Source organism: Nonlabens ponticola, assembly GCF_003966335.1.
In the GTDB taxonomy this organism is placed as follows: Bacteria; Bacteroidota; Bacteroidia; order Flavobacteriales; family Flavobacteriaceae; genus Nonlabens; species Nonlabens ponticola.
Window position 1 is genome coordinate 37260 of the sequence record NZ_CP034549.1, and the last position, 20636, is coordinate 57895.

Genomic DNA, 20636 nt, shown 5'->3' on the forward strand with positions numbered 1-20636 from the left:
AAGGCTCTCTAATAATCAGTGTATGGCCAGATAAAGTGACGCATAGAGATTAAGTGATTGATAAAAAAACAGAAGCGTAGATGTATAGGATAAAGCAAAATTATCGCGTTGAATGCTCGTCAAGTTCTAGCAATAAAAAAAGCCTTTCAGTTTCCTGAAAGGCTTGCTTAGTAGCGGGAACTGGACTCGAACCAGTGACCTTCGGGTTATGAGCCCGACGAGCTACCTACTGCTCTATCCCGCGATATGGACGGCAAATATACAACTATTTCTAGATGCACAAAGCATGGATCACTAAATATTCTCGTCCTAGCGTTAAACATGTCTCAAATGACAGGTTATTAAGATTTTGCAATCTCTTTCATTTTATCTTCAAACAAAAAATCATGGATACGCAAGAAAAATTAAATGCCTTATTAGAAAAGACCTATGATGCACAACGAGGTTATGCCAATGCAGCTGAAATGGCAAAAGATCCCAATGTCAAAAACTGGTTAGCACATCAGGGCGCGCGTCGTACCGAATATGCAGCCGCTATTACAGGCGAGATGAAAGGTATGAATAAAGAACCAGAGCTGGACGGCAGCATGACCGGTGACTTACACCGCAGCTGGACTAATATTAAAGCGGCGTTGAGCAGTGAAAAGGATGAGATTGTTCTTGAAGAATGCATACGAGGCGAGAAAGCCGCGGTTGAGGAATATGAGGATGTATTAAATGATGCCTCTCACCTGCCACCAACGGTAGTAAGTATCCTACAGGCGCAAAAGGATGAAATATCTGCAACGATTAATTCAATCAAGCGCATAGAAGATATCGTTGAAAATTCAAATGACTAAATCACATCATTGAAATGTCAAAACAAAACCAGACTCGCGTCTGGTTTTTTTATTGACCTATTTCTCTAGCCTCAAAACTTACCAACTCGCCATCTTCAAAAGCTACTGATAACTCAATTGGATTGCAACAGACCTCACAATCTTCTACATAGGTCTGACTATACGCTGGATCCAGCAACATAGATATTTGCTGCCAGCAGTGTGGGCAAGAGAAAAAGTGCTCAATCATAGGCTTACGTTTAAAAACTGCCCAGTGAGCTGCAACAATTGATATTCCGCTAATTTGGCGTCATATTTAGCCAGGGTTTTTGTGGTCTGCGCATTTATGAGATTGAGTTGCGCCTGCCTGAATTCAATAGAAGTTGCCTGACCCAATTTAAATCGTTCTTGCGTACGATTAAAGTTATCTGTGTTGGTCACTAGATTTTGCTCCTGCATTTCAAAAATTCTCAAAGCATTTGCATAATTACCTCGAGCGTTGAGTACATCTCTTGTCACCTCATCGATGGTTTGCTTTTTAAGCAATTGCTCATTATCTAGATTTATCATCGCGTTGCGTATACTGTTGATAGATCTACCGCCGTCAAAAATATCCCATGTCAGATTTGCGCCTACAGCTAGGGTTTTGCTAGTGTTAGTAGTTGTAGCATCAGGAAAGAATGCACTACCAGGATTTTCCCTACGGTTCCAACCATAGGAACCTGTCAATCCTATACGCGGCAGCAATAACGAGCGAGCCACCTTAATGTCATAATCGCTTATGGTAACATTCTGTTCTGCTTGTAAGAGTCGTACATTATTCTCTTGTGCCTGTTCCACAAAGGAATCGATTACCAATAGATTTTGTAGTGTCACCGTGGTATCGACTGTAAATTGTTGATTGAAATCGCGATTGAGCAATAAGTTCAAATCGCGTTTTGTATTGCGCAGCTGTTGTCTAGTATTGAGAATATTGATACTATCTGTATTAATATCTACGCGTGCATTAAGTACCTCTAGTTTGTTTACCTGTCCATATTCAAATTGATACTGTGCCCTTGTCTCGCGCTGTTTATTAATCTCAAGACTTTGCTCAAAAGTTGCAAGGTTTTCCTTTAAACGCGCTATTTGCAAATACACGCTCATCAATTGCACACCTGTGGTTTCAATGGTAGAACGCACTTGCAGTTGACTCAATTCATACTGCTCTTGTAAAATTTTGAAATTGTAGTATCGGCCCAATCCATCAAATAATAGATAATTTGCATTGATAGCCGCACTGTAACTTCTCGTTTCTGCATCATTTTGTACAAAAGGTTCTCGTGGCTCGCCTTGTTGATTCTCTGCACCACCAAAATCGGTTCTGTTATCACTCAATTGATATTCTGCATTTGCGGTGCCCTGTAAGGTTGGTAGGTATCCAGAGTTGAGAAGCCCTGCATTATTATCGGCGATCTCGACTTGATTGCGTGCCACGATGATCCCGTAATTATTTTGCAACATGCTATCTAGAGCCATCTGCCGTGTGAGCAGTGGTACGTTGGATTGTTGGGATTCCGCTTTCGCGAAAGCAAAAACCAAGACCAGCAACTTTACATATAACAAGCTTTTATTCTTCTTCATATTCCGTATCGTTATGCTTTTCTTGATAGGCCGTGGTAACTTTTCTCTTATCGGGTTTCTCGCCTGTCCAAAGCCACGTGAGCCATACCTGAGCATTGTTACCAAAGGACAAAAAGAGCGGCAACAACAATAATGTAAGTAGCGTTGCCAAGCCAATACCGTAGGATATCGATATCGCCATAGGTTTGAGAAATTGTGCCTGCCTGCTTGTTTCCAACAACAGCGGCGCCAGACCTGCAATAGTTGTAAGTGAGGTCAGGAAAATAGCCCTAAACCTGCTCTTACCAGCTTCATATAGCGCCTCGTCAAACTCAAGACCGCTTTTAAGCAAGGTGTTGAACTTGCCTATAAGCACAAGACCGTCATTGACCATGATACCAATAAGGGCAATGATACCCAGCATCGACAATATATTTACCGGGAAACCGTGAATCCAATGTCCCCAACCTACTGCAATCAAACTAAATGGAATGAGCAAGATCAACATGATAGGCTGCGTAGCACTGCGAAAGGTAAACGCGATCACAAAGTAAATGAGTACCAGCACCATCGGGAAAACAACCGATGCGCTCTCGCTGATCTTGTTTGCCTCACGTGCCTGTCCCGATAAATAATTGGGCGATATTGTCGGGTACTTTTTTTGTAATTCTGGAACTATATTCTCTCGAATATTTGTCAAGATATCTGTCGTGCTTTGATTAGGGTCTACAAGATCTGCGGTTACCTGAATCTCTCGACGACCTTCTAGGTGGTTAATGACTACCTCACCACGTTCAATCTGATAATCTGCAATATCACGTAATGGTACCAGCGATCCATCTGGCGTGGTGATGCGCAATTCATCAAGATCTTTGATACTATTCCTGTTATCGCGATCGTATCGTACCCAGACACGTATCTCGTCTTGACCACGCTGGAAACGTTGTGCCTCACGCCCAAAAAATGCCGCTCTCACCTGACTCATGACCTGTTGCAGGTTGAGACCCAACGCATAGGCGTTCTCTTTGAGCTCCAGCTTTATTTCTTTAATACCTGCTGGATCATTATCTGTAATATCCTTGAGTAATGGATTTGATTGGAGCTCAGCTTTAAATTCTGCTGTAGCGGCTTTGAGCTCATCGATATTGTTACTTAACAAGGAAACTGCCACTGGACTACCACCAAAGTTACCACCAGAACCAAATATTAAACGCTCTGCACTAGGTATATCACCTACCAGCTCTCGCAATCTATTGGAAACGATACTGGATTTGAGGGATTGCGGCCGTTCCTCACCGGGCAGTAAATTGATGGATAGGTTTGCCGACGATGACGAGGTTTGAGAGGTAATGATATTCTCGAAAAGCTTTACAGAATCTGGATAATCTTGTAGGTACTCCTTAGTGAGTTCTTGATTGACGATTTTGGCCTTGCTTTCTATGTGAGTAATGATAGAATCGGTAATCCTTTCTGATGTGCCGTTAGGCATTTCTAATGTTACAGAAACCCGATCGCTCGAGATTTGTGGGAACAGCGTCACACCTATGATCCCACCATTGATGGAGCCTAGTGTGAGAATGAAGGCTACCAAAAAAAACGAAAACACCAACACCTTAAAATCAATGGTAAATTTGAGCGCTGGCGCGTAAACGTTATCACGCATCCAGTTCATAGCGCGGTCGCCATACTCGTTGACCGATCGCATTTTGGCAAACAACTTACCTATACCTTTTTTAGGTTTTTCAGATCTATCCTCTTGATGTTTTAGCGCTTTAGAATGCGCCAAGTGTGCTGGTAAAATGATTAGTGCCTCGACCAAAGAGACTACCAATGTCAAAATAACTATAACGCTTACCTCGCTAAAAAACTCGCCTATACGACCATCCAGAAATAAGAACGTCGAAAATGCCAATATGGTGGTGATAATAGCAGACATGATAGGCGGAATCACTTCCATCGTTCCTTCTACCGCAGCGTCTATAGGTGATTTGCCATCCTCATAATGCTGGTAGATATTTTCTGCAATCACGATACCATCATCTACCAGTATACCTATCACGATGATCATACCGAATAACGATAGTACATTGATCGTCACATCAAACTGTCCCGCAAAAATGAACATTCCCAAAAACGCAATGGGCAAACCGAATGCTACCCAAAATGCCAATCTAGTATTTAAAAACACCGATAGGAAAACCAATACTAATAACATACCGATAATCGCATTTTCAGTAAGTAATGCGGTACGTTGGTTCAATACTTTGGATTGATCGCTAACAACATTAAGCTGCACGTTGCTGTATCTCTTATTGAAGTTCTCGATGTACTCCTTAGTCTTATCTGCGCTATCAATGAGATCTTCGGCATTTGTGCTGGTGATGGTGAGCGTTACTGCAACTTCATCATTATACTCTGTACTATTGGGAGTTTCAGAAAATCGATCTCTGACAATAGCAACATCCTTGAGCAATATTTGAGTCCCATCTGCTCTGGTCCTTACAGGCGTGTAATTAAGTTCATCACCGTAGTAGGATCTACCATTAGCACGTATCAAATATTCTTCAACATCAGTCTTGATGTTACCACCTGTGACCAGAATATTGGAATTACTCACGGCTGCGGCAACCTCTGTAAAAGTGACATTGTAAGCGAGCAGGCTATTTTCATTAACGGCGATCTCAATCTCTTCTTCAGGAAAACCTGAAATGGTGATTTGCGAAATTCCTTCAATACCTCGCAAATCGTTCTCAATATCTCTAGAGATATCCTTAAGTGTCTTGAGCGGTACGTTAGAACCACTTAATGCAAAGGTGATAGTAGGCCTGCTCTCTTCCTGCTTTGCTACCACCAGCGGTTCCATACCTATCGGGAACGATGGTACGCGATCCACTGCATTCTTGACCTCTAGCAGCATGAAGTCAATGTCGTAGCCTTTGATAATCTCAACGGTAATTGTACCGCTATTTTCTCGCGATGCAGATGTCACGCGGTCAATTCCTTCTATTCCCTCGAGGTTATCCTCAATCTTGAGAACAACGCCTTCTTCAATCTCTTGTGGTGATGCTCCTGGATAAATTACATTAATTAGAATGACCTTAGAGTCAACCAATGGGAAAAATGAAGACTTAAGTGACAAAGCGCCGACGATCCCAAAAATGATAAATGCAAAAATCACGATGTTCACCGCGATGCTGTGCTTTATAAAGTATGCTATGACATTTCTCATGATTCTCTCGCCTGTGCTATGGAATCCTGAGTCTTCTTCCTGGTGGCCTGTTCCTGCGTCTGAACTTTCATGTCCTGGTAAGCGCCTGACAATACTTTATTAATAATCACCGTGTTGTCATCTAGTCCTTTAATCACAACCGTTTCATCCGTATAAAAAACTGGATCGATCTTGACTAGATCCAACCTGCCATCTACTACCGTAAATATTGAATTGCCTTGCTGCAGTAAACTACGATCTAGCTCTACCGCATTCTCAATTTGTTGTACGTTTAACCTAGCCTTGACATACATACCTTGTTTCAGGTCTGGATGACTTACCTCGATTACCGTTGTAATGGTTTGTGATGATGGATCAATTTTGGCATTGACTCTAGTTACTTTACCTACATAGGTTTGCGTACCGCTTGTATTCTCTAGCATTACAGTCTCACCTACCTGCAGGAGATCTGCAAACTCACCGCTTATCGCTACCTGCAATTCATAAGTTCCTGTAGCGATAAATTCACCCAACTGCTGGCCGTTGCGCACTAGCGTACCTTCAGTCACCATGGCCTCTGTAAGTACACCCGTGAAAGGCGCTGTCATTACAAACTTGCCCAATCGCCTCTCTAGGTTTTTGATATTGTAATAAGTGGCATTGATACCGCTGTTGGTAATAAAATATTTCTCACGATCATTAACTGGTTGCGGTAATGCTGGTGTTGAGTTATTGAGATTCCAATTATCAAGATATGATTGCCATTGCGAGAATGACTCTGGATAATCCAATCGCAAATCTGCCATGATTGCGGCGATCTGATTATACAAGGATGTGCGCGAACTTTGCACCTGTGCATAGAACTCCGTATTGTCAATACGTATCATGGCCTCACCAGCGCTATAAGCTTGACCTGTTCTAAAAAGCTTATTGACCGGCCTAAAAACGCCAGTCACTTCAGAGAATAGCTCAACTCTGCGCTTTGCAGTCAAATTACCATTTGCCGGGATAATGATGGGCACCGTTGAATTTTGTACCGTATCGGTCTCAACAATTTTGATCTCTTCCTTGACTTTTGATTGGGGCTTTTCCTTGCTTTCAACGATAAAATATGCGGCTGCTACGGCGGCAATAACGAGAACAACGCCTACAATGGATAGTACAGTCTTGCGCATGTAAGTAATTAAATTAGTGGCTGGTATACTTACAAAGCTAGGCTAGGATTGAACGCGCTGTCTTAAAGAATTCTTAAAGCTATGCTCGCTGGCTATTGGTTTATGGCGTCCAGCTCCTCGCTTATCGCTTCCCATTTTGACATCCACACGTCAAGCTCTTTTTTCTTCTTGTTATACTGATCAAAAAATAGTGGATTGGCACTCACTGCATCATAATCTGCAGCTAGCTCGGCGTCCTTTTTCTCTAGGTGACGCTCCAGTTTATTGATTTCAGATTCTGCATTTGACAAGCGATTGTTGAGCGATTTGAGCTTTTTCTGGTCTTCATAGGATGGTTTGCTGTCGTTGCTATTTTGCTTTCGCGAAAGCTTGCTCCCATCATCCTTACTGCTCTTTTCTATCTCTCTCATGTCACGAGCCTTGCGTTGCTCTAGGTAAAAATCTATATCACCCAAAAACTGAAATAACTGATGATCTCTAAATTCATGAACCACATCTGTCAAGCCCTGAAGGAACTCACGATCGTGTGATACCACGATGAGCGTACCATCAAATTTGATGAGCGCTTGTTTCAATACATTCTTTGATTGAATGTCCAGGTGGTTGGTAGGCTCATCCATGATTAAGACGTTAAATGGCTGCAACAACAGTTTACAAAGCGCCAATCGATTGCGCTCACCACCGCTCAATACCTTAACCTTTTTCTCTACTTCATCACCTCTAAACAGGAACGAACCCAACATATCGCGTACCTTGATCCTATTGGTATCATCGGCGGCATCCAGCATGGTGTCGAGTATGGTTTTCTCGCCGTCTAGATATTCTGCCTGATTTTGTGCAAAGTATCCCAGCTGGACATTGTGACCTAGGTTCACATTTCCCTTCTCATTCTTGACATCGCCTACAATGATTTTGGCAAGGGTTGATTTTCCCATACCATTTTGACCTACAAAGGCAACGCGGCTGCCTCGCTCAATCATGAGGTTAACACCGCGCAGTACGTTTTTATCTGCATAGGATTTGTGGACGTCTTCAATCTCCAGAACAACCTTTCCTGGCTGTACAGACTTGGTAAAGTTGATATTCATGGCTGCATTATCAACCTGATCAACCTCTACCACATCCATTCGGTTCAATTTCTTGACCAGTGATTGCGCCATGGTGGCTTTGCTGGCTTTGGCCTTGAACTTTTCTATTAGCTTTTCTGTTCGCTCAATTTCTTTTTGTTGATTCTTGGCGGTTGCAGCCTGTTGCTCGCGCATCTCAGCACGCAATTCTAGAAACTTCGTATAGGGTTTAGGGTAATCATAGATGCGTCCCAGACTTATCTCGATCGTTCTATTAGTAACATTATCAAGGAACATCTTATCGTGACTTACAATCACCACAGCGCCTGGATACGATTGTAAAAATTGCTCCAGCCAAAGTATGGAATCAATGTCAAGGTGATTGGTAGGCTCATCCAACAGTAGGATGTCATGTTTTTCTAGTAGAAGTTTTGCTAGTTCAATCCTCATGCGCCAGCCGCCAGAAAGCTCATCAGTCAACTTATCAAACTGCTCTGGTTTAAAAGCTAGACCTTTTAAAATTTTCTCCGTTTCACCTTTGTATAGGTAACCGCCTATAATTTCATATTCATGCGTGATGTCTCCTATATCTTGGATAAGCTGCATGTAGCTATCACTCTCGTAATCTGTTCGTGTAGCTAATTGATGATTGATCTCTTCCATTTGGGTTTCTAGGGATCTCGCTTTCGCGAAAGCGGTATACGCCTCTTCTAGAACTGTGCGTCCTTGTTCAAAATCTATGTCCTGACGCAGGAAACCAATGCTTACCTCTTTTTCAATAGCCAGCGAACCTTGATCTGCCGGTATATCACCAGCGATGACCTTGAGCATGGTGGATTTACCAGCGCCGTTTTTACCTATCAAACCCACGCGATTACCTGCGTTAAGTCTGAAGGTTATTTCTTCAAAAAGTGGCTCGCCGCCAAAGCTGACGTGCAAATCATGAATATTGAGCATAGCGATTTTTGTAACCTTGCAAAGATGCGGCTATCGCAGTTAACTCTAAAATTTAAACATGCCAAAAGGCGTCAAATTATAAAGCATTATGAAGTAATTATGTCCTGTGTGCCGTCAGGAATCGCTAAATGCGAATACACATTATTTCAACTACCGTTTGACGGAAAAAAGCGCGTGCGTCGTTCTAATCTCAACACAAAATACAGGATCAAATCGTGCCTTTTCCATAGATCTATGTTTCTCATCTCTTACTTCTTCACTGACTTGGATCGATAGTCAACATTCTTTAATGTCGTTACTGGGCTCACCGTTATGAAACCTGCAAGAATACGCTCGTAGCATAATTTATGGATGTATGTAGTCCGTTACCAATGAGCTAAAGATGCAAGTAATTAATTATTGAATCTTGCTATATCCATTTCTAATGGTAGCGATTCATGATTATAAATATGATTGAACAGTAATTGCGCTGCCCAAGGTGCGACAAGGGAAGCCCTGCTTCCCATCCCGTTGAATACATAAGATTGCTGCTGTTGCAACGAACCTAAAAAAGGTCTTCTATCAACAGTAGTAGGTCGTATACCTGTTTTATGCTCCACAACTTCATACGGTAATTTTAAGAATTGTTGCAGCCTAGCTTCCAGCCATTCTCTAGCGTGAGTGGTAGTTTGCTTACTTAAATCATCTCGATCATAAGTCGCACCTACCCAAAACAGGTCATCAGTGTACGGCATTAAAAATACAGAGGACTTGATGATACTATCCAGCTTTAAACCTGTACAACGAATTAACAGCAACTCGCCTTTGTTGCCTTGCATAGGTAACTGCGAAGTCTCTGGATTGTTGATAGCAGCATAACCTTGAGCCCAAATAATGCTATGTGCTACTGCACCATTGTAGCTGACTGAATTTACATCGTATTGTAATTTACCAGGCATCAGTTCCTCTAGCCTAACCTTTTGGTGCTCCGTAAAAAACAGTAAACTTTTTTCAATAAATACATTCACGTCCAGCCATCCAGATTGTAGCACCTTACCAAATCCATAAGGAGCAAAAACACCAGCCATTTCCCCTGCAAAAACATCATTACTCATAAAAGCATTTAGATCTTCTCTCTGGGACTTGCGCTTCCAAGTTTTAATTTCAGCTTCATCATGTAATCGTCTCCATATCTCTATGGGATGAGATACTTTAATCCCTAAGAGCTTTTCGATTTGTGGGTAAAAAGATTGCAGAACATTGAGTTGATCGGCTGCTTGCCAAACAGGTGAAAATCTTTTGAGAACAACAGGATTATATACGCCTGCGGCTACATGGCTGGACCCTTTTTTATCATCAAGATACCAGACAAATTCCTTGCCTTGCAAATACCATGTCCATGCCAGTACACAGCCTGAAATACCACCACCAACAATTATTGCATCTTTCATAATTCAAAGCTAGTTTAAAACTCAGGACATAAAAAAAGCTCTGTTTTCACAGAGCTTTTTTGAGAAGTTATATGCTATTAATAATTCCACATATCAATTTCAAAATTGCGGATAATCTCTTGCAATCTTTGAGATTCTAAAAGCTGCATCATGGAATTATCTGCAATGTAAGAGTCGATATCCCTATCGCCTTGTACATTGTCAATCTTATAGATCACAGCGTTAAACCTTCTAGAGTTCAACAAATGATCAAAGGATATTGGCCGTGCTGAGTTTTGCGAATTGAAGGATTTTGCCTCGTGTAAAATGTTGCGTGCGTCTGGATAGAACACCCAGAACAACTCTACCCCAGTCTTATCTTCTAAGAAATTTACATCTGGCGTTACTGGCGCTATACCTATCAAACGATACTTTAGTTCCGCTTGACGCGTGTCAAAATACCAAACACCACGTATGCGGTACTCATCTACCATGTTAGCGTTGATGGTGGTGGTTGTGATATACTCAGCAGGAACACTACCGGTTTGATTATAAATTTCAATACCAGCATCTGATGTATCCACGCGACGTAAACTGCTACCTAGGTCTTGGAAATTTGCCTTAGTATTGAAGTAAGAATCTCTGTATAATTCGATTTGTCCTTCACGAGCTGCTTTGGTCAATACATGAAACAACGATCTACGATTACCACCTACAAAGTTGGTATCCACAGGATAGTACAATGGGAAGTTCATACGCTCGTCCAGATCAATAGATTCCCAAACATTGCGCTGCCACAATATGTCCCGATCACCTACAAAACCGTAAGGTAAAGGCTCATCATTATCGTTAATTAATTGCTCTAGCGTTTTCTCACCTATCTCGTCCGGTGATTTTGCATTGAGAATATTGTTCTGTGCTTGCAAGCTTCCTGTGATAAACACAGCGACAAGCAATAAGAGGACTTTATTCATAATTTCTTTTTTCAATAATTAGTCTGTCAACTCAATAGAAACAGGAGTCGTTGACTTTAACTGCTGCCCTGGCACTGTTGACTTGATCTGTGCAATTTGTACTATAGCTCCTTGAGGTGCTCTTGCTAGTGCAGCCTTAGCCGCTGCATTCAATTTATTACCAGAAACCTTTACACCTGGCACACCAGGTACTTTGAAAATAAATTGAGTTACTCGTGGAGTAAGATCAAAGTCAAAGTCTAAGAACTCTGATGATACGGTAGATATTGCAAGGTTTGCACGATTTTTACGCACACCATCAAATTCTCCTGAAATCATACCCGTAGGATTAGGCAATCCTTTAATACGGAAGGTTTTTGAATCACGTACTGTCTCGCCGGTTTCTAGTGTACCTGTGACATTGATATCCACTGTTGCTCCTGAACTTGGTTTCATATTATAACTAGCTCCACCACGTGAACTCAAACCTGGCGCACTTGCCTTAACTCTGTTATTAGGAACACCTGCAAAGGATATGGTCATAGGATTATCAACACCTCTATATACCACGTTCATTTTGTCTGCACTAATAGTTGCACTGTTCGGCTTTCCTATTACAGAGTATTTTTGGTTAATAGGAATTACTATCGTAGAATCGCCTTCCATAAATTGCATCTCACCACTGATCGTCTTGTCTCCTACTGATCCAGCACCAAAGCTCAACTGAACTGCACCATTTTTAATCTGACTTGCAGGAACTTCAGAGCCATTGATAATTACTTTACTTGGTTTCAGGTTAGAGTCGTAACGACCCAACACTACTTCACCTGTAACAGTTTCTCCATTAAAGAAAGCTCCTTTATCTAAACTAACAATAGTTTGATAATTGTTCATGGACGCGATCTCGATCAACTCACCTTGTAGCAATTGACCTAAAACATCCGCTTGAGCATTCTTGACATCATTCTGCATTTGTGTCAACTTTGCTTTTGAAGCAATCAGTGGATAACCTTCATAGTGATATCTCAAATAGTTAATCTTTTCACTATCTGGATCATCCATCTCTGAAGGAACATCACTTGTGTCGAATTTCTCCTTGATCTCAGTTCTCAATTGATCGTATCCTTCTTCAGGTAACGCATCTAACATGCCGGTACGATATGCATCCATTTGAGACAAAAACTCCTGTCCATCTGGTGACAAACCATCACCGCTAAATAATTTAGAATCTAAATAATCGGTTTTATCCTGAGTCTGAAAATCACCTCGGTCTTCTTCTGGAATAGATTCCATCATCCCGCTTTTGAGAGAAGCTAGGTATTCATCAAATCGATTAGAAACTTCAGAAACCTGCTCGGCAGATGCAACGGCTTCTTTGAACTGTTCTGGTTGTTCCTGCGCTTTTTGCTCTAGTTGAGCTAGAGAAGCCTCATTACGAGTCTCTAGGGTAGCATTATTCTCTGCAACACTTTCTTCAATAATACCGAAAGCCGTAAGAACCTCTTTACTCATATTAAGGGCCAGCATCGCGATAAAAACCAAATACATTAGGTTAATCATCTTTTGCCTTGGGCCTTGTCCTCCTGCCATAATTGTAGTCTAATTGGTTGTTTTTAATTAATTGAAATGAAGAACTAATTATCCTTTCATTGCTCCTAGCATGTTTCCATACACGCCATTAAGACTACTCAAATTATTGGCAAGACCTTCCATTTGGTCCTTAAGTCTAGCAGCGTTGTTAGCAACCTCTTGGTTAACTTCTGCCTGACGAGCGGTGCTTTCTACTTGAACCTTATATAGACTATTTAATGATTCCATTTGTGCTGCGGCAAGTGCCATTTCCTCAGAGTATTTCTTAGTGGAAGACATTGCTTCAGCCGTCGGTGCCATTCCTTTGGCAGCACCTTCAAAGCTTCTGATGCTTGTTCCTAGACTCTCCATTAGTGCAGCATCTACTTTTGCTTCTTTAAGCATTTCATCCAGCTTTTTAGATAGCATACTCTCTGCCTCTGCAGTTTCCTGTAATTGATTTTTCGCTTTCGCGGAAGCGGTACCACCAGCAAGCTCTGGATAAACTAGTGACCAATCTAGATCATCATCAACTGGTTCAAACGCAGAAATCGCAAAAATCGCAGCCTCGGTGAGAAGACCAATTGCTAAAAGGTCACCACCAGTAAGAGTATAAAATCCTAAAGGAAGTTCCCAGTGTAGAATTTTAAATAGAGCTCCAACGATTACAATTGCTGCTCCTAGGCCATAAGCCATGTTAAATAATTTCTTTGTTCCTTTAGATTGTGCCATGTGTTAGGGTACTTTATTATTAAATGTTGAATAAACTTATCTAGTTGACGCGTTGAGCGTCACGTCTGTACCGACATAAGATTGTACGGTACGGAAACCAATATAACTCCTTGCTGAATCTTGATACTCATAATCGCGAGTACCTACTTGTAAAAAATACGAAACGTCTTTCCACGATCCACCGCGCACGCCTTTACGGCGATTGTTAGCGTCGTTAACCACAGGGTTCATTGAACTCATATACTCATACGCTCCTGGCTCGTAGGATGAGTTCACCCATTCTGCCACGTTACCAGACATATTGTAAAGATTGTAATCGTTAGGCTCATAAGAATCTGCCTCGACCGTATACAATGCTTGATCAGCAGCGTAATCTCCACGCAATGGCTTGAAGTTAGCTAAAAAACAACCACGGTCATTTTTTGCATAAGGACCACCCCATGGATAAGTTGCACTTTCTAGACCACCGCGAGCGGCGTATTCCCATTCTGCCTCACTAGGCAATCTGTATTCAAAAACATCATCACGGCCTTTTTGTTTTCTCACATAACCATTGTGATACAACGTTCTCCATTGAGCAAACGCCTTTGCTTGCTCCCAATTGACTCCAACAACAGGATAATCACTGTATGCCTCATGATAATAGTAATCATTGTGCATAGGTTCATTATAGCTATAATTAAAATCTCTAATCCACACGGTAGTGTCTGGATAAACATTAATCGTTTTTGTTTGAATAAAATCCTTGCGACTCATATCAGGATTTCTTGCAGCACCTTCAGAATCCTTCTCTGAATATCTAAAAATCAATTTCTCAACATCAATTGTTCTCTTACCATTGTACGCCTCTTCAAAAGGTATGTACATACTATCGTAAGCTTCAGCATAGTATTCATCAGGAATATCTTCTGTATCCCAGATAAGCTCTTCTCTCCAATTTAATTTGCGGCCCTCGTATCCAGTCTCGCCCAAACCAACATAATTGTCAATAACATACTGCTCCCATACTGTTGGGTTTTGATTGTTGGCATCAACAAAGGCAAAATCACCAGTGCCACCGCTACCAGCAGTAAGACCTTCATCATCAGCAATAATCGCTAACCTCATTCTAAGAGTAGAATCACGTACCCAATTAGTAAATTGGCGGTATTCAGAATTAGTTATTTCCGTCTCATCCATATAAAAGGAGGAAACTGTAACAGTTTTGGCAGGAGCATTTTGCACAGCAGCAATATCGTCGTCTGCCTTACCCATAATGAAAGATCCACCTGGAACTAGTGTCATTCCATACGGTTTTTCTGGATACCATTTTTTACCATCTACGCCTACTAATTGACCGCGATCGCCCTTACCACAACTAGCAAGAAAAACAACCATCACGACGAGCATGAGTAACTTTTTCATATGTAAATCCCTATTAGAAACGAATTTCAAGCTGGTAAACCTATTGTAAAGAATTTAATTACCAAACTATAATTCTCTTGTTAACGTTAATTTTAAAAGGTGCAAGATAGTTATTATACCTCATTTTTTTGCCTGGCTTTTAGCCATCTTTTTGGCAAAATTTGGTCGGCTGCCATGAGGTAGTCATTCTTATCACAGGGTAATAACGTGTACTGCTTTAATTTATTATTGAGATTTGAGATAAACGGCAGCTCAATCCACCATCGCCCTGTTTTACTGGACTCATAGAAGATAAGCGTCTGGTCGTCTACTGGTACTTTGTACTTTTTAAAGCCCCTATTTATGTCTATTGGGTACTCACCGCTACGGTATGAGTAGCCTTCAATGAAGTACCAAAGTGCCTGCGCAATGACCTTACTACCTGCTAATGAAATGCCATCAAACAGTTCAAAAAAACCTACCGCCTTTAGTCGATCACTTAATCCAGAATATCTCGATAAACTGCATAATTGAGCTGAAGAAAATCCATTAGGCTCTCCATTTGGATTTTGTAGGTCGGCTGCCTTGACACTTTTCAAGTCAAAACCTATGAGATCTGCATCTCGCAAAATAGGTTCGGCTAATTTTATATCTGCATCCAATTCACCCAATCTAATTGCGTCAAAATACATACGCTCTAGAAGATCAATCTCGTCCTGTGAATTGTAATAGGTTTGAAACCCTAAATTGCTGTAATTAAATAAATTATAAGGCTCATTAGCTACCATCTTGCCTATGTAGCTGCGACTGGTAATGGACTCCTCAATATTCCCTAGATCAAAACAATTATCTACATTGACAACATTAATCATACTCTTGATGGAGTCAAACGACCGATACATGGGATACATGAGATCTTGACTACCGCCAATGATGACTGGTATGATGTCTTGATCTATTAAAAATTCCGTGATCTTTTGAACTACAAAATAAGTATCGGTAACACTTTCTCCTGGAAGTACATTACCCAAATCAACTATGCGAGTAGGCCAATTTCCTGGAAACAATTCGTAAAACGCAGTGCGCACCGCATCTACTGAACTTAAAGGCGACATCGCATTCAAGTCATTACGATTCTCTAGTACTACTATGATCGCAATATCAATCTGATCTAAGTCTGGTAAACCATCCTGATTGCTGTGTAGAAGAATGTTGTTACCTAGGGCTTGTTGATCTTGCATTTTTGCATGAGCAACCGCCGTATCAGATATTGGAGTTAAATACTCTAACGCCATTTAGACTACTTCTTTTTAGCTTTTGATTTTGTCTTTGTAGCTGCTTTCTTTTTAGGTGCAGCTTTTTTCTTGGTGGCCGTTTTCTTTTTGGCTGCCGCTTTTTTCTTAGGAGCCTTTTTGGCAATCATCTCCTTGGCTTTTTCTAACGTGATTTTCAAGGGATCAATCGTTTTTGCCAGCTCGACTTTGGTCTTGCCTTTGATGATGTTGTGACGACCCCAACGCGCTTTTTCAATACGTATGCCTTCATCTTCCCAATCCACGATAAGCTTATCTTTCTCTTTCTGGATCTTGTCCTTGATCAAGGTCTCAATATCATCGTTAGTCAAGTTATCAAAATCATACTTTTTATTGACTGATATAAACATGCCAGCCCATTTAATATAAGGACCAAATCGTCCGACACCTTTAGTCACAGGTTGCTCGTCATACATATATATAGGAGCATCAGCCTTTTCTTTTTGAGCGATCAACTCTGCTGCACGATCAAAAGTTAGCGTCAATGGATCATCAGTATCTTCAAGAGAAACAAATGTTTTCTCATTGAACTTAACATAAGGGCCGAATCGTCCTTGATTCACCTCAACAGGATGACCATTATACTCGCCTACCGTTCTAGGTAATTTGAAGAGATCCATAACCTCTTCTAGCGTTACTGTATTAAGTGATTGTGATGGTAATAAACTTGCAAACTGCGGCTTTTCTTCATCTTCGACGGTTCCTATCTGAGCCATTGGACCAAATCGCCCCAATCGCACGGAAATCGGCTTGCCTGTTTTAGAATCAGTTCCCAGGATACGCTCACCTACCTCACGCTCTGCATTTTCTGCCACGTCGGTAACAGTTGGATGAAAGTCTTTGTAGAAATGATCCATCATGTCTTTCCATTCCTCTTTTCCTTCAGCGATGTTGTCAAAGGACTCTTCAACCTTGGCGGTAAAATTGTAGTCTAGAATATTGCCAAAATGCTCTACTAAAAACTCGTTCACTACTCTACCCACGTCAGTAGGTACCAGTTTCCCTTTATCGCTTCCTGTAGTTTCAGTCAGCGTTTCTTCCTGTACCTCACCATCAGCTAGTGTCAATTGTGCATACGATCGTTCTTCACCGGTATTGATACCCTTTTGCACATACTTACGATTCTGTATGGTGGTAATGGTTGGCGCATAAGTAGATGGTCGCCCTATTCCTAGTTCCTCTAATTTTTTGACTAGTGAAGCCTCGGTATATCTGTATGGTGGTCTTGTAAAACGTTCAGTTGCGACGATTCTTTTATTTGATAACGACTGTCCTGTTTTAAGCTCTGGTAACAATCCTTGTTGTTCAAGATCTTCATCATCAGTGCTTTCTAGATATACTTTTAGGAAACCTTCAAATTTTACGATCTCACCGTTTGCAGTAAAGTTTTTATCGTGCGTGTCTGCCTCAATAACAACATTAGTTCTCTCCAGTTGTGCATCACTCATTTGGGATGCTATGGCACGTTTCCAGATAAGCTCATACAATCTGGTCTGGTCACGATCTGCGCCAGCGCTGTGCAATGCAAAATCTGTAGGGCGTATGGCCTCGTGCGCTTCTTGAGCACCTTTTGACTTGCCTTTATAATTGCGTTCCTTGTGAAATTCCTTACCGTAAGCTTTTTGAATCTCGGCACTGGCGCTAGATTTCGCCTCCTTGCTCAGGTTGACGCTATCCGTTCTCATATAGGTAATGAGACCAGCCTCATACAATCGTTGTGCTAGTTGCATGGTACGACTTACATTAAAGAACAATTTGCGCGATGCTTCTTGCTGTAATGTTGATGTAGTAAATGGTGGTGCTGGCGATTTTTTTGCTGGCTTTTTAGTGAGATCAGCAATTTTGAATTTGGCTTTTTTATTAAGGCCTAGAAATTCTTCGGCTGCCTTTCTTGATTTGATGTTTGACGGCAATTTTGCTTTGAAACTGCTACCATCTGCTGTTTCAAAAACAGCATCTACCCTATAAGAAGCTTGTGGTTTAAAGTTAAGCACCTCATCCTCGCGCTCGACGATCAATCGCACAGCGACGGATTGTACACGACCAGCACTGGCACCGCCCTTTACCTTTCTCCATAATATAGGAGATATTTCATATCCAACAATACGATCCAGCACGCGACGTGCTTGTTGTGCATTTACAAGATCATAATCAATAGTACGTGGATTATCGATGGCGTGTTGCACCGCACTTTTTGTAATCGCATTAAAGACAATGCGCTTGGTATTTTCCTCCTTTAAATCTAGTTGTTCTGCTAGGTGCCACGCAATGGCCTCACCTTCTCGATCCTCATCGCTAGCCAGCCACACCGTTTCAGATTCGGCTGCCATTTTCTTGAGTTTTTTGACAAGATCCTTCTTGTCGCTACTCACGATATATTTAGGTTCAAAATCCTTATCCACCGCTACGCCCAGCTCCTTTGCTGGCAGGTCTGCAATGTGGCCAAAACTCGACGCCACCTTATAATCCTTACCTAGAAACTTCTCAATCGTCTTTGCCTTTGCAGGCGACTCCACTATCACTAGATTCTTTGCCATTAAGCTCTCAATTTTGGTGGCAAAGGTATATGATATTTTTATTTAAAGTACAAAATGCTGTTAAACAGCGGTTTACGAGCCGGATTCTAGAGTTAATGATTTCATCTGTCGTGAGTTATATAATAAGGACGGTAAAAAAGTTTGCTAAGTTTATGGGCGTTTCACTTCGGCACTGCAGAAAAAGCATCGCCTCGTGTCGGGCTTTACGTTGCAATCTTTATCGCCTATCACTCATAATCAGTAAGGCGATAAAGGATTTACACTACAATCCCTAACGCATTGTCAACCGCCTTGATGGACAGACAATTGCTTTTATATAGTATCTATCTGTTGGGAGAATCAACTTTCGCGAAAGCGGTATCACAGCAAAATATAAATTGCTGCCACTTTGTCACTCTCTTATTAAAAAATTTTACCTTTGCAGCCTGATTATCGATCGTGAATGGAAAAGATTATTGAAGAAGAAAAACAGGGAACTACTGTCGCCGTAGCACCCAAAAGTGAGAACAAACGCAAGCTTTATATAGAAAGTTACGGCTGCCAGATGAACTTTGCAGACAGTGAGGTCGTGGCATCCATTATGGCAACGCAAGGATTTAATACTACAAATGTACTTGAGGACGCAGACCTTGTGCTGGTCAATACTTGCAGCATACGCGACAAGGCAGAACAAACCGTGCGCAAACGACTGGAAAAGTACAATCGCGTGAAGCGCAAGTCTAATCCCAACATGAAAGTTGGCGTGCTGGGCTGCATGGCAGAGCGTCTTAAATCCAAGTTCTTGGAAGAGGAAAAAATCGTGGACATGGTCGTAGGGCCAGATGCCTACAAGGATTTACCAAACCTTTTGACTGAAATTGACGAAGGACGTGACGCGGTCAACGTTATATTGAGTAAAGACGAGACTTATGGCGATATCGCGCCGGTACGTTTAAATACTAATGGTGTCACTGCATTTGTTTCCATTACTCGTGGTTGTGATAATATGTGCACTTTTTGCGTGGTACCTTTTACCAGAGGTCGCGAGCGCAGCCGCGATCCATACTCTATACTTGAAGAGGTAAACGATCTATGGGATAAAGGATTTAAGGAAGTAACCTTATTGGGTCAAAATGTAGATTCATACTTATGGTACGGTGGCGGTCTCAAAAAGGACTTTAAAAAAGCCAGTAAAATGGCCAAGGCAACCGCGGTAGATTTTGCCCAGCTATTACATAAGGTGGCCAATGCGCAACCTAATATGCGCGTACGTTTCTCAACGAGCAATCCACAAGATATAAGCGATGATGTGCTACACGCAATTGCCGCACATCGTAACATTTGTAATTACATTCACCTGCCCGTACAATCTGGTAGCGATCGCATATTAAAAGAAATGAACAGGCTTCACACTCGTGAAGAGTACATGAGACTTATTGATCGCGTTCACGCCATCATTCCTAATTGTGCGATATCACAAGATATGATTGCCGGTTTCCCTACTGAGACCGAAGAAGACCATAAGGATACCTTAAGCCTGATGGAATATGTGAAATATGACTACGGTTTTATGTTTGCCTATTCTGAAAGACCAGGAACCATGGCAGCACGCAAGATGGAAGACGATGTGCCAGAAGATGTGAAAAAGCGAAGACTCAACGAGATCATTGCGGTGCAGCGTCGTACGGGTCATGAACGTGCTCAGTTTTTTGTAGGTAAAACTGTTGAATGCCTTATTGAAAAGGAATCAAAGAAATCACCCGATGAATGGGCTGGTCGCAACACCCAAAATTATGTGGCTGTATTCCCTAAAGAGAATTATAAGGTAGGCGATTATGTAATGGTGAAAATTACAGATTGTACCAGTGCAACCTTAATAGGTGAAGCTGTTGGTTATAGCGATATGGTAGGACCTACAACATTGGATCAATAAT

The 20636-nt window shown here is 41.5% G+C and carries 14 protein-coding genes and 1 tRNA gene; 2 read left to right on the forward strand and 13 right to left on the reverse strand.

Features of this window, described 5'->3' with window-relative positions; translation table 11 throughout:
• Positions 1 to 171: 171 nt before the first annotated feature.
• Positions 172 to 244, reverse strand: a tRNA-Met gene (locus EJ995_RS00105).
• A gap of 142 nt (positions 245 to 386) precedes the next feature.
• Between EJ995_RS00105 and EJ995_RS00110 the strand changes: the two genes are divergently transcribed.
• The gene (locus tag EJ995_RS00110; RefSeq protein ID WP_126444426.1) at positions 387 to 839 is read left to right on the forward strand and encodes a ferritin-like domain-containing protein; all 453 of its coding nucleotides are present in this window, start codon (positions 387 to 389) and stop codon (positions 837 to 839) included.
• Between the two features lie 49 nt (positions 840 to 888).
• Here the strand turns inward: EJ995_RS00110 and EJ995_RS00115 are convergent, their stop codons facing one another.
• The 12 genes from EJ995_RS00115 to topA form a co-directional block, all read right to left on the reverse strand.
• The gene (locus EJ995_RS00115) at positions 889 to 1068 is read right to left on the reverse strand and encodes a CPXCG motif-containing cysteine-rich protein (protein ID WP_126444428.1); all 180 of its coding nucleotides are present in this window, start codon (positions 1066 to 1068) and stop codon (positions 889 to 891) included.
• Entirely contained in the window at positions 1065 to 2441 is a 1377-nt protein-coding gene (locus tag EJ995_RS00120; RefSeq protein ID WP_126444430.1) for a TolC family protein, read from the reverse strand. The genes EJ995_RS00115 and EJ995_RS00120 overlap by 4 nt, the downstream gene beginning before the upstream one ends.
• Complete coding sequence (locus tag EJ995_RS00125; RefSeq protein ID WP_126444432.1) at positions 2428 to 5649, reverse strand: efflux RND transporter permease subunit; 3222 nt, start codon at positions 5647 to 5649, stop codon at positions 2428 to 2430. The genes EJ995_RS00120 and EJ995_RS00125 overlap by 14 nt, the downstream gene beginning before the upstream one ends.
• Entirely contained in the window at positions 5646 to 6803 is a 1158-nt protein-coding gene (locus EJ995_RS00130) for an efflux RND transporter periplasmic adaptor subunit (protein ID WP_126444434.1), read from the reverse strand. Before EJ995_RS00130 ends, EJ995_RS00125 begins: the two co-directional genes overlap by 4 nt.
• Positions 6804 to 6895: 92 nt before the next feature.
• Entirely contained in the window at positions 6896 to 8827 is a 1932-nt protein-coding gene (locus tag EJ995_RS00135) for an ABC-F family ATP-binding cassette domain-containing protein (protein ID WP_126444436.1), read from the reverse strand.
• A gap of 392 nt (positions 8828 to 9219) precedes the next feature.
• Positions 9220 to 10257, reverse strand: a complete 1038-nt coding sequence (locus EJ995_RS00140) for an NAD(P)/FAD-dependent oxidoreductase (protein ID WP_126444438.1) — start codon at positions 10255 to 10257, stop codon at positions 9220 to 9222.
• Positions 10258 to 10334: 77 nt separating this feature from the next.
• The gene (gene porN / locus EJ995_RS00145; protein ID WP_126444440.1) at positions 10335 to 11210 is read right to left on the reverse strand and encodes a type IX secretion system ring subunit PorN/GldN; all 876 of its coding nucleotides are present in this window, start codon (positions 11208 to 11210) and stop codon (positions 10335 to 10337) included.
• A gap of 18 nt (positions 11211 to 11228) precedes the next feature.
• The gene (porM, locus tag EJ995_RS00150) at positions 11229 to 12779 is read right to left on the reverse strand and encodes a type IX secretion system motor protein PorM/GldM (RefSeq protein WP_126444442.1); all 1551 of its coding nucleotides are present in this window, start codon (positions 12777 to 12779) and stop codon (positions 11229 to 11231) included.
• A 48-nt stretch (positions 12780 to 12827) separates the two neighbouring features.
• Positions 12828 to 13490, reverse strand: coding sequence for a type IX secretion system motor protein PorL/GldL (gene porL, locus EJ995_RS00155; RefSeq protein ID WP_126444444.1), 663 nt, complete (start codon positions 13488 to 13490; stop codon positions 12828 to 12830).
• Between the two features lie 36 nt (positions 13491 to 13526).
• Positions 13527 to 14894, reverse strand: a complete 1368-nt coding sequence (gene porK / locus EJ995_RS00160; protein ID WP_126444446.1) for a T9SS ring complex lipoprotein PorK/GldK — start codon at positions 14892 to 14894, stop codon at positions 13527 to 13529.
• Positions 14895 to 15007: 113 nt separating this feature from the next.
• Entirely contained in the window at positions 15008 to 16168 is a 1161-nt protein-coding gene (locus EJ995_RS00165) for a formimidoylglutamase (RefSeq protein ID WP_126444448.1), read from the reverse strand.
• A 5-nt stretch (positions 16169 to 16173) separates the two neighbouring features.
• On the reverse strand, positions 16174 to 18723 hold the full coding sequence (topA, locus tag EJ995_RS00170; RefSeq protein ID WP_126444450.1) for a type I DNA topoisomerase: 2550 nt from the start codon (positions 18721 to 18723) through the stop codon (positions 16174 to 16176).
• Between the two features lie 442 nt (positions 18724 to 19165).
• Here topA and miaB point away from each other — a divergent pair, with 442 nt between their 5' ends.
• The gene (gene miaB, locus EJ995_RS00175) at positions 19166 to 20635 is read left to right on the forward strand and encodes a tRNA (N6-isopentenyl adenosine(37)-C2)-methylthiotransferase MiaB (protein ID WP_126444452.1); all 1470 of its coding nucleotides are present in this window, start codon (positions 19166 to 19168) and stop codon (positions 20633 to 20635) included.
• Position 20636 lies beyond the last annotated feature (1 nt).

What these genes read in the sequence shown, in the direction of transcription:
- EJ995_RS00110 (WP_126444426.1), top strand. Translation starts at nt 387, where the DNA reads ATGGATACGCAAGAAAAATTAAATGCCTTATTAGAAAAGACCTATGAT.
- EJ995_RS00115 (WP_126444428.1), bottom strand. Translation starts at nt 1,068, where the DNA reads ATGATTGAGCACTTTTTCTCTTGCCCACACTGCTGGCAGCAAATATCT.
- EJ995_RS00120 (WP_126444430.1), bottom strand. Translation starts at nt 2,441, where the DNA reads ATGAAGAAGAATAAAAGCTTGTTATATGTAAAGTTGCTGGTCTTGGTT.
- EJ995_RS00125 (WP_126444432.1), bottom strand. Translation starts at nt 5,649, where the DNA reads ATGAGAAATGTCATAGCATACTTTATAAAGCACAGCATCGCGGTGAAC.
- EJ995_RS00130 (WP_126444434.1), bottom strand. Translation starts at nt 6,803, where the DNA reads ATGCGCAAGACTGTACTATCCATTGTAGGCGTTGTTCTCGTTATTGCC.
- EJ995_RS00135 (WP_126444436.1), bottom strand. Translation starts at nt 8,827, where the DNA reads ATGCTCAATATTCATGATTTGCACGTCAGCTTTGGCGGCGAGCCACTT.
- EJ995_RS00140 (WP_126444438.1), bottom strand. Translation starts at nt 10,257, where the DNA reads ATGAAAGATGCAATAATTGTTGGTGGTGGTATTTCAGGCTGTGTACTG.
- porN (WP_126444440.1), bottom strand. Translation starts at nt 11,210, where the DNA reads ATGAATAAAGTCCTCTTATTGCTTGTCGCTGTGTTTATCACAGGAAGC.
- porM (WP_126444442.1), bottom strand. Translation starts at nt 12,779, where the DNA reads ATGGCAGGAGGACAAGGCCCAAGGCAAAAGATGATTAACCTAATGTAT.
- porL (WP_126444444.1), bottom strand. Translation starts at nt 13,490, where the DNA reads ATGGCACAATCTAAAGGAACAAAGAAATTATTTAACATGGCTTATGGC.
- porK (WP_126444446.1), bottom strand. Translation starts at nt 14,894, where the DNA reads ATGAAAAAGTTACTCATGCTCGTCGTGATGGTTGTTTTTCTTGCTAGT.
- EJ995_RS00165 (WP_126444448.1), bottom strand. Translation starts at nt 16,168, where the DNA reads ATGGCGTTAGAGTATTTAACTCCAATATCTGATACGGCGGTTGCTCAT.
- topA (WP_126444450.1), bottom strand. Translation starts at nt 18,723, where the DNA reads ATGGCAAAGAATCTAGTGATAGTGGAGTCGCCTGCAAAGGCAAAGACG.
- miaB (WP_126444452.1), top strand. Translation starts at nt 19,166, where the DNA reads ATGGAAAAGATTATTGAAGAAGAAAAACAGGGAACTACTGTCGCCGTA.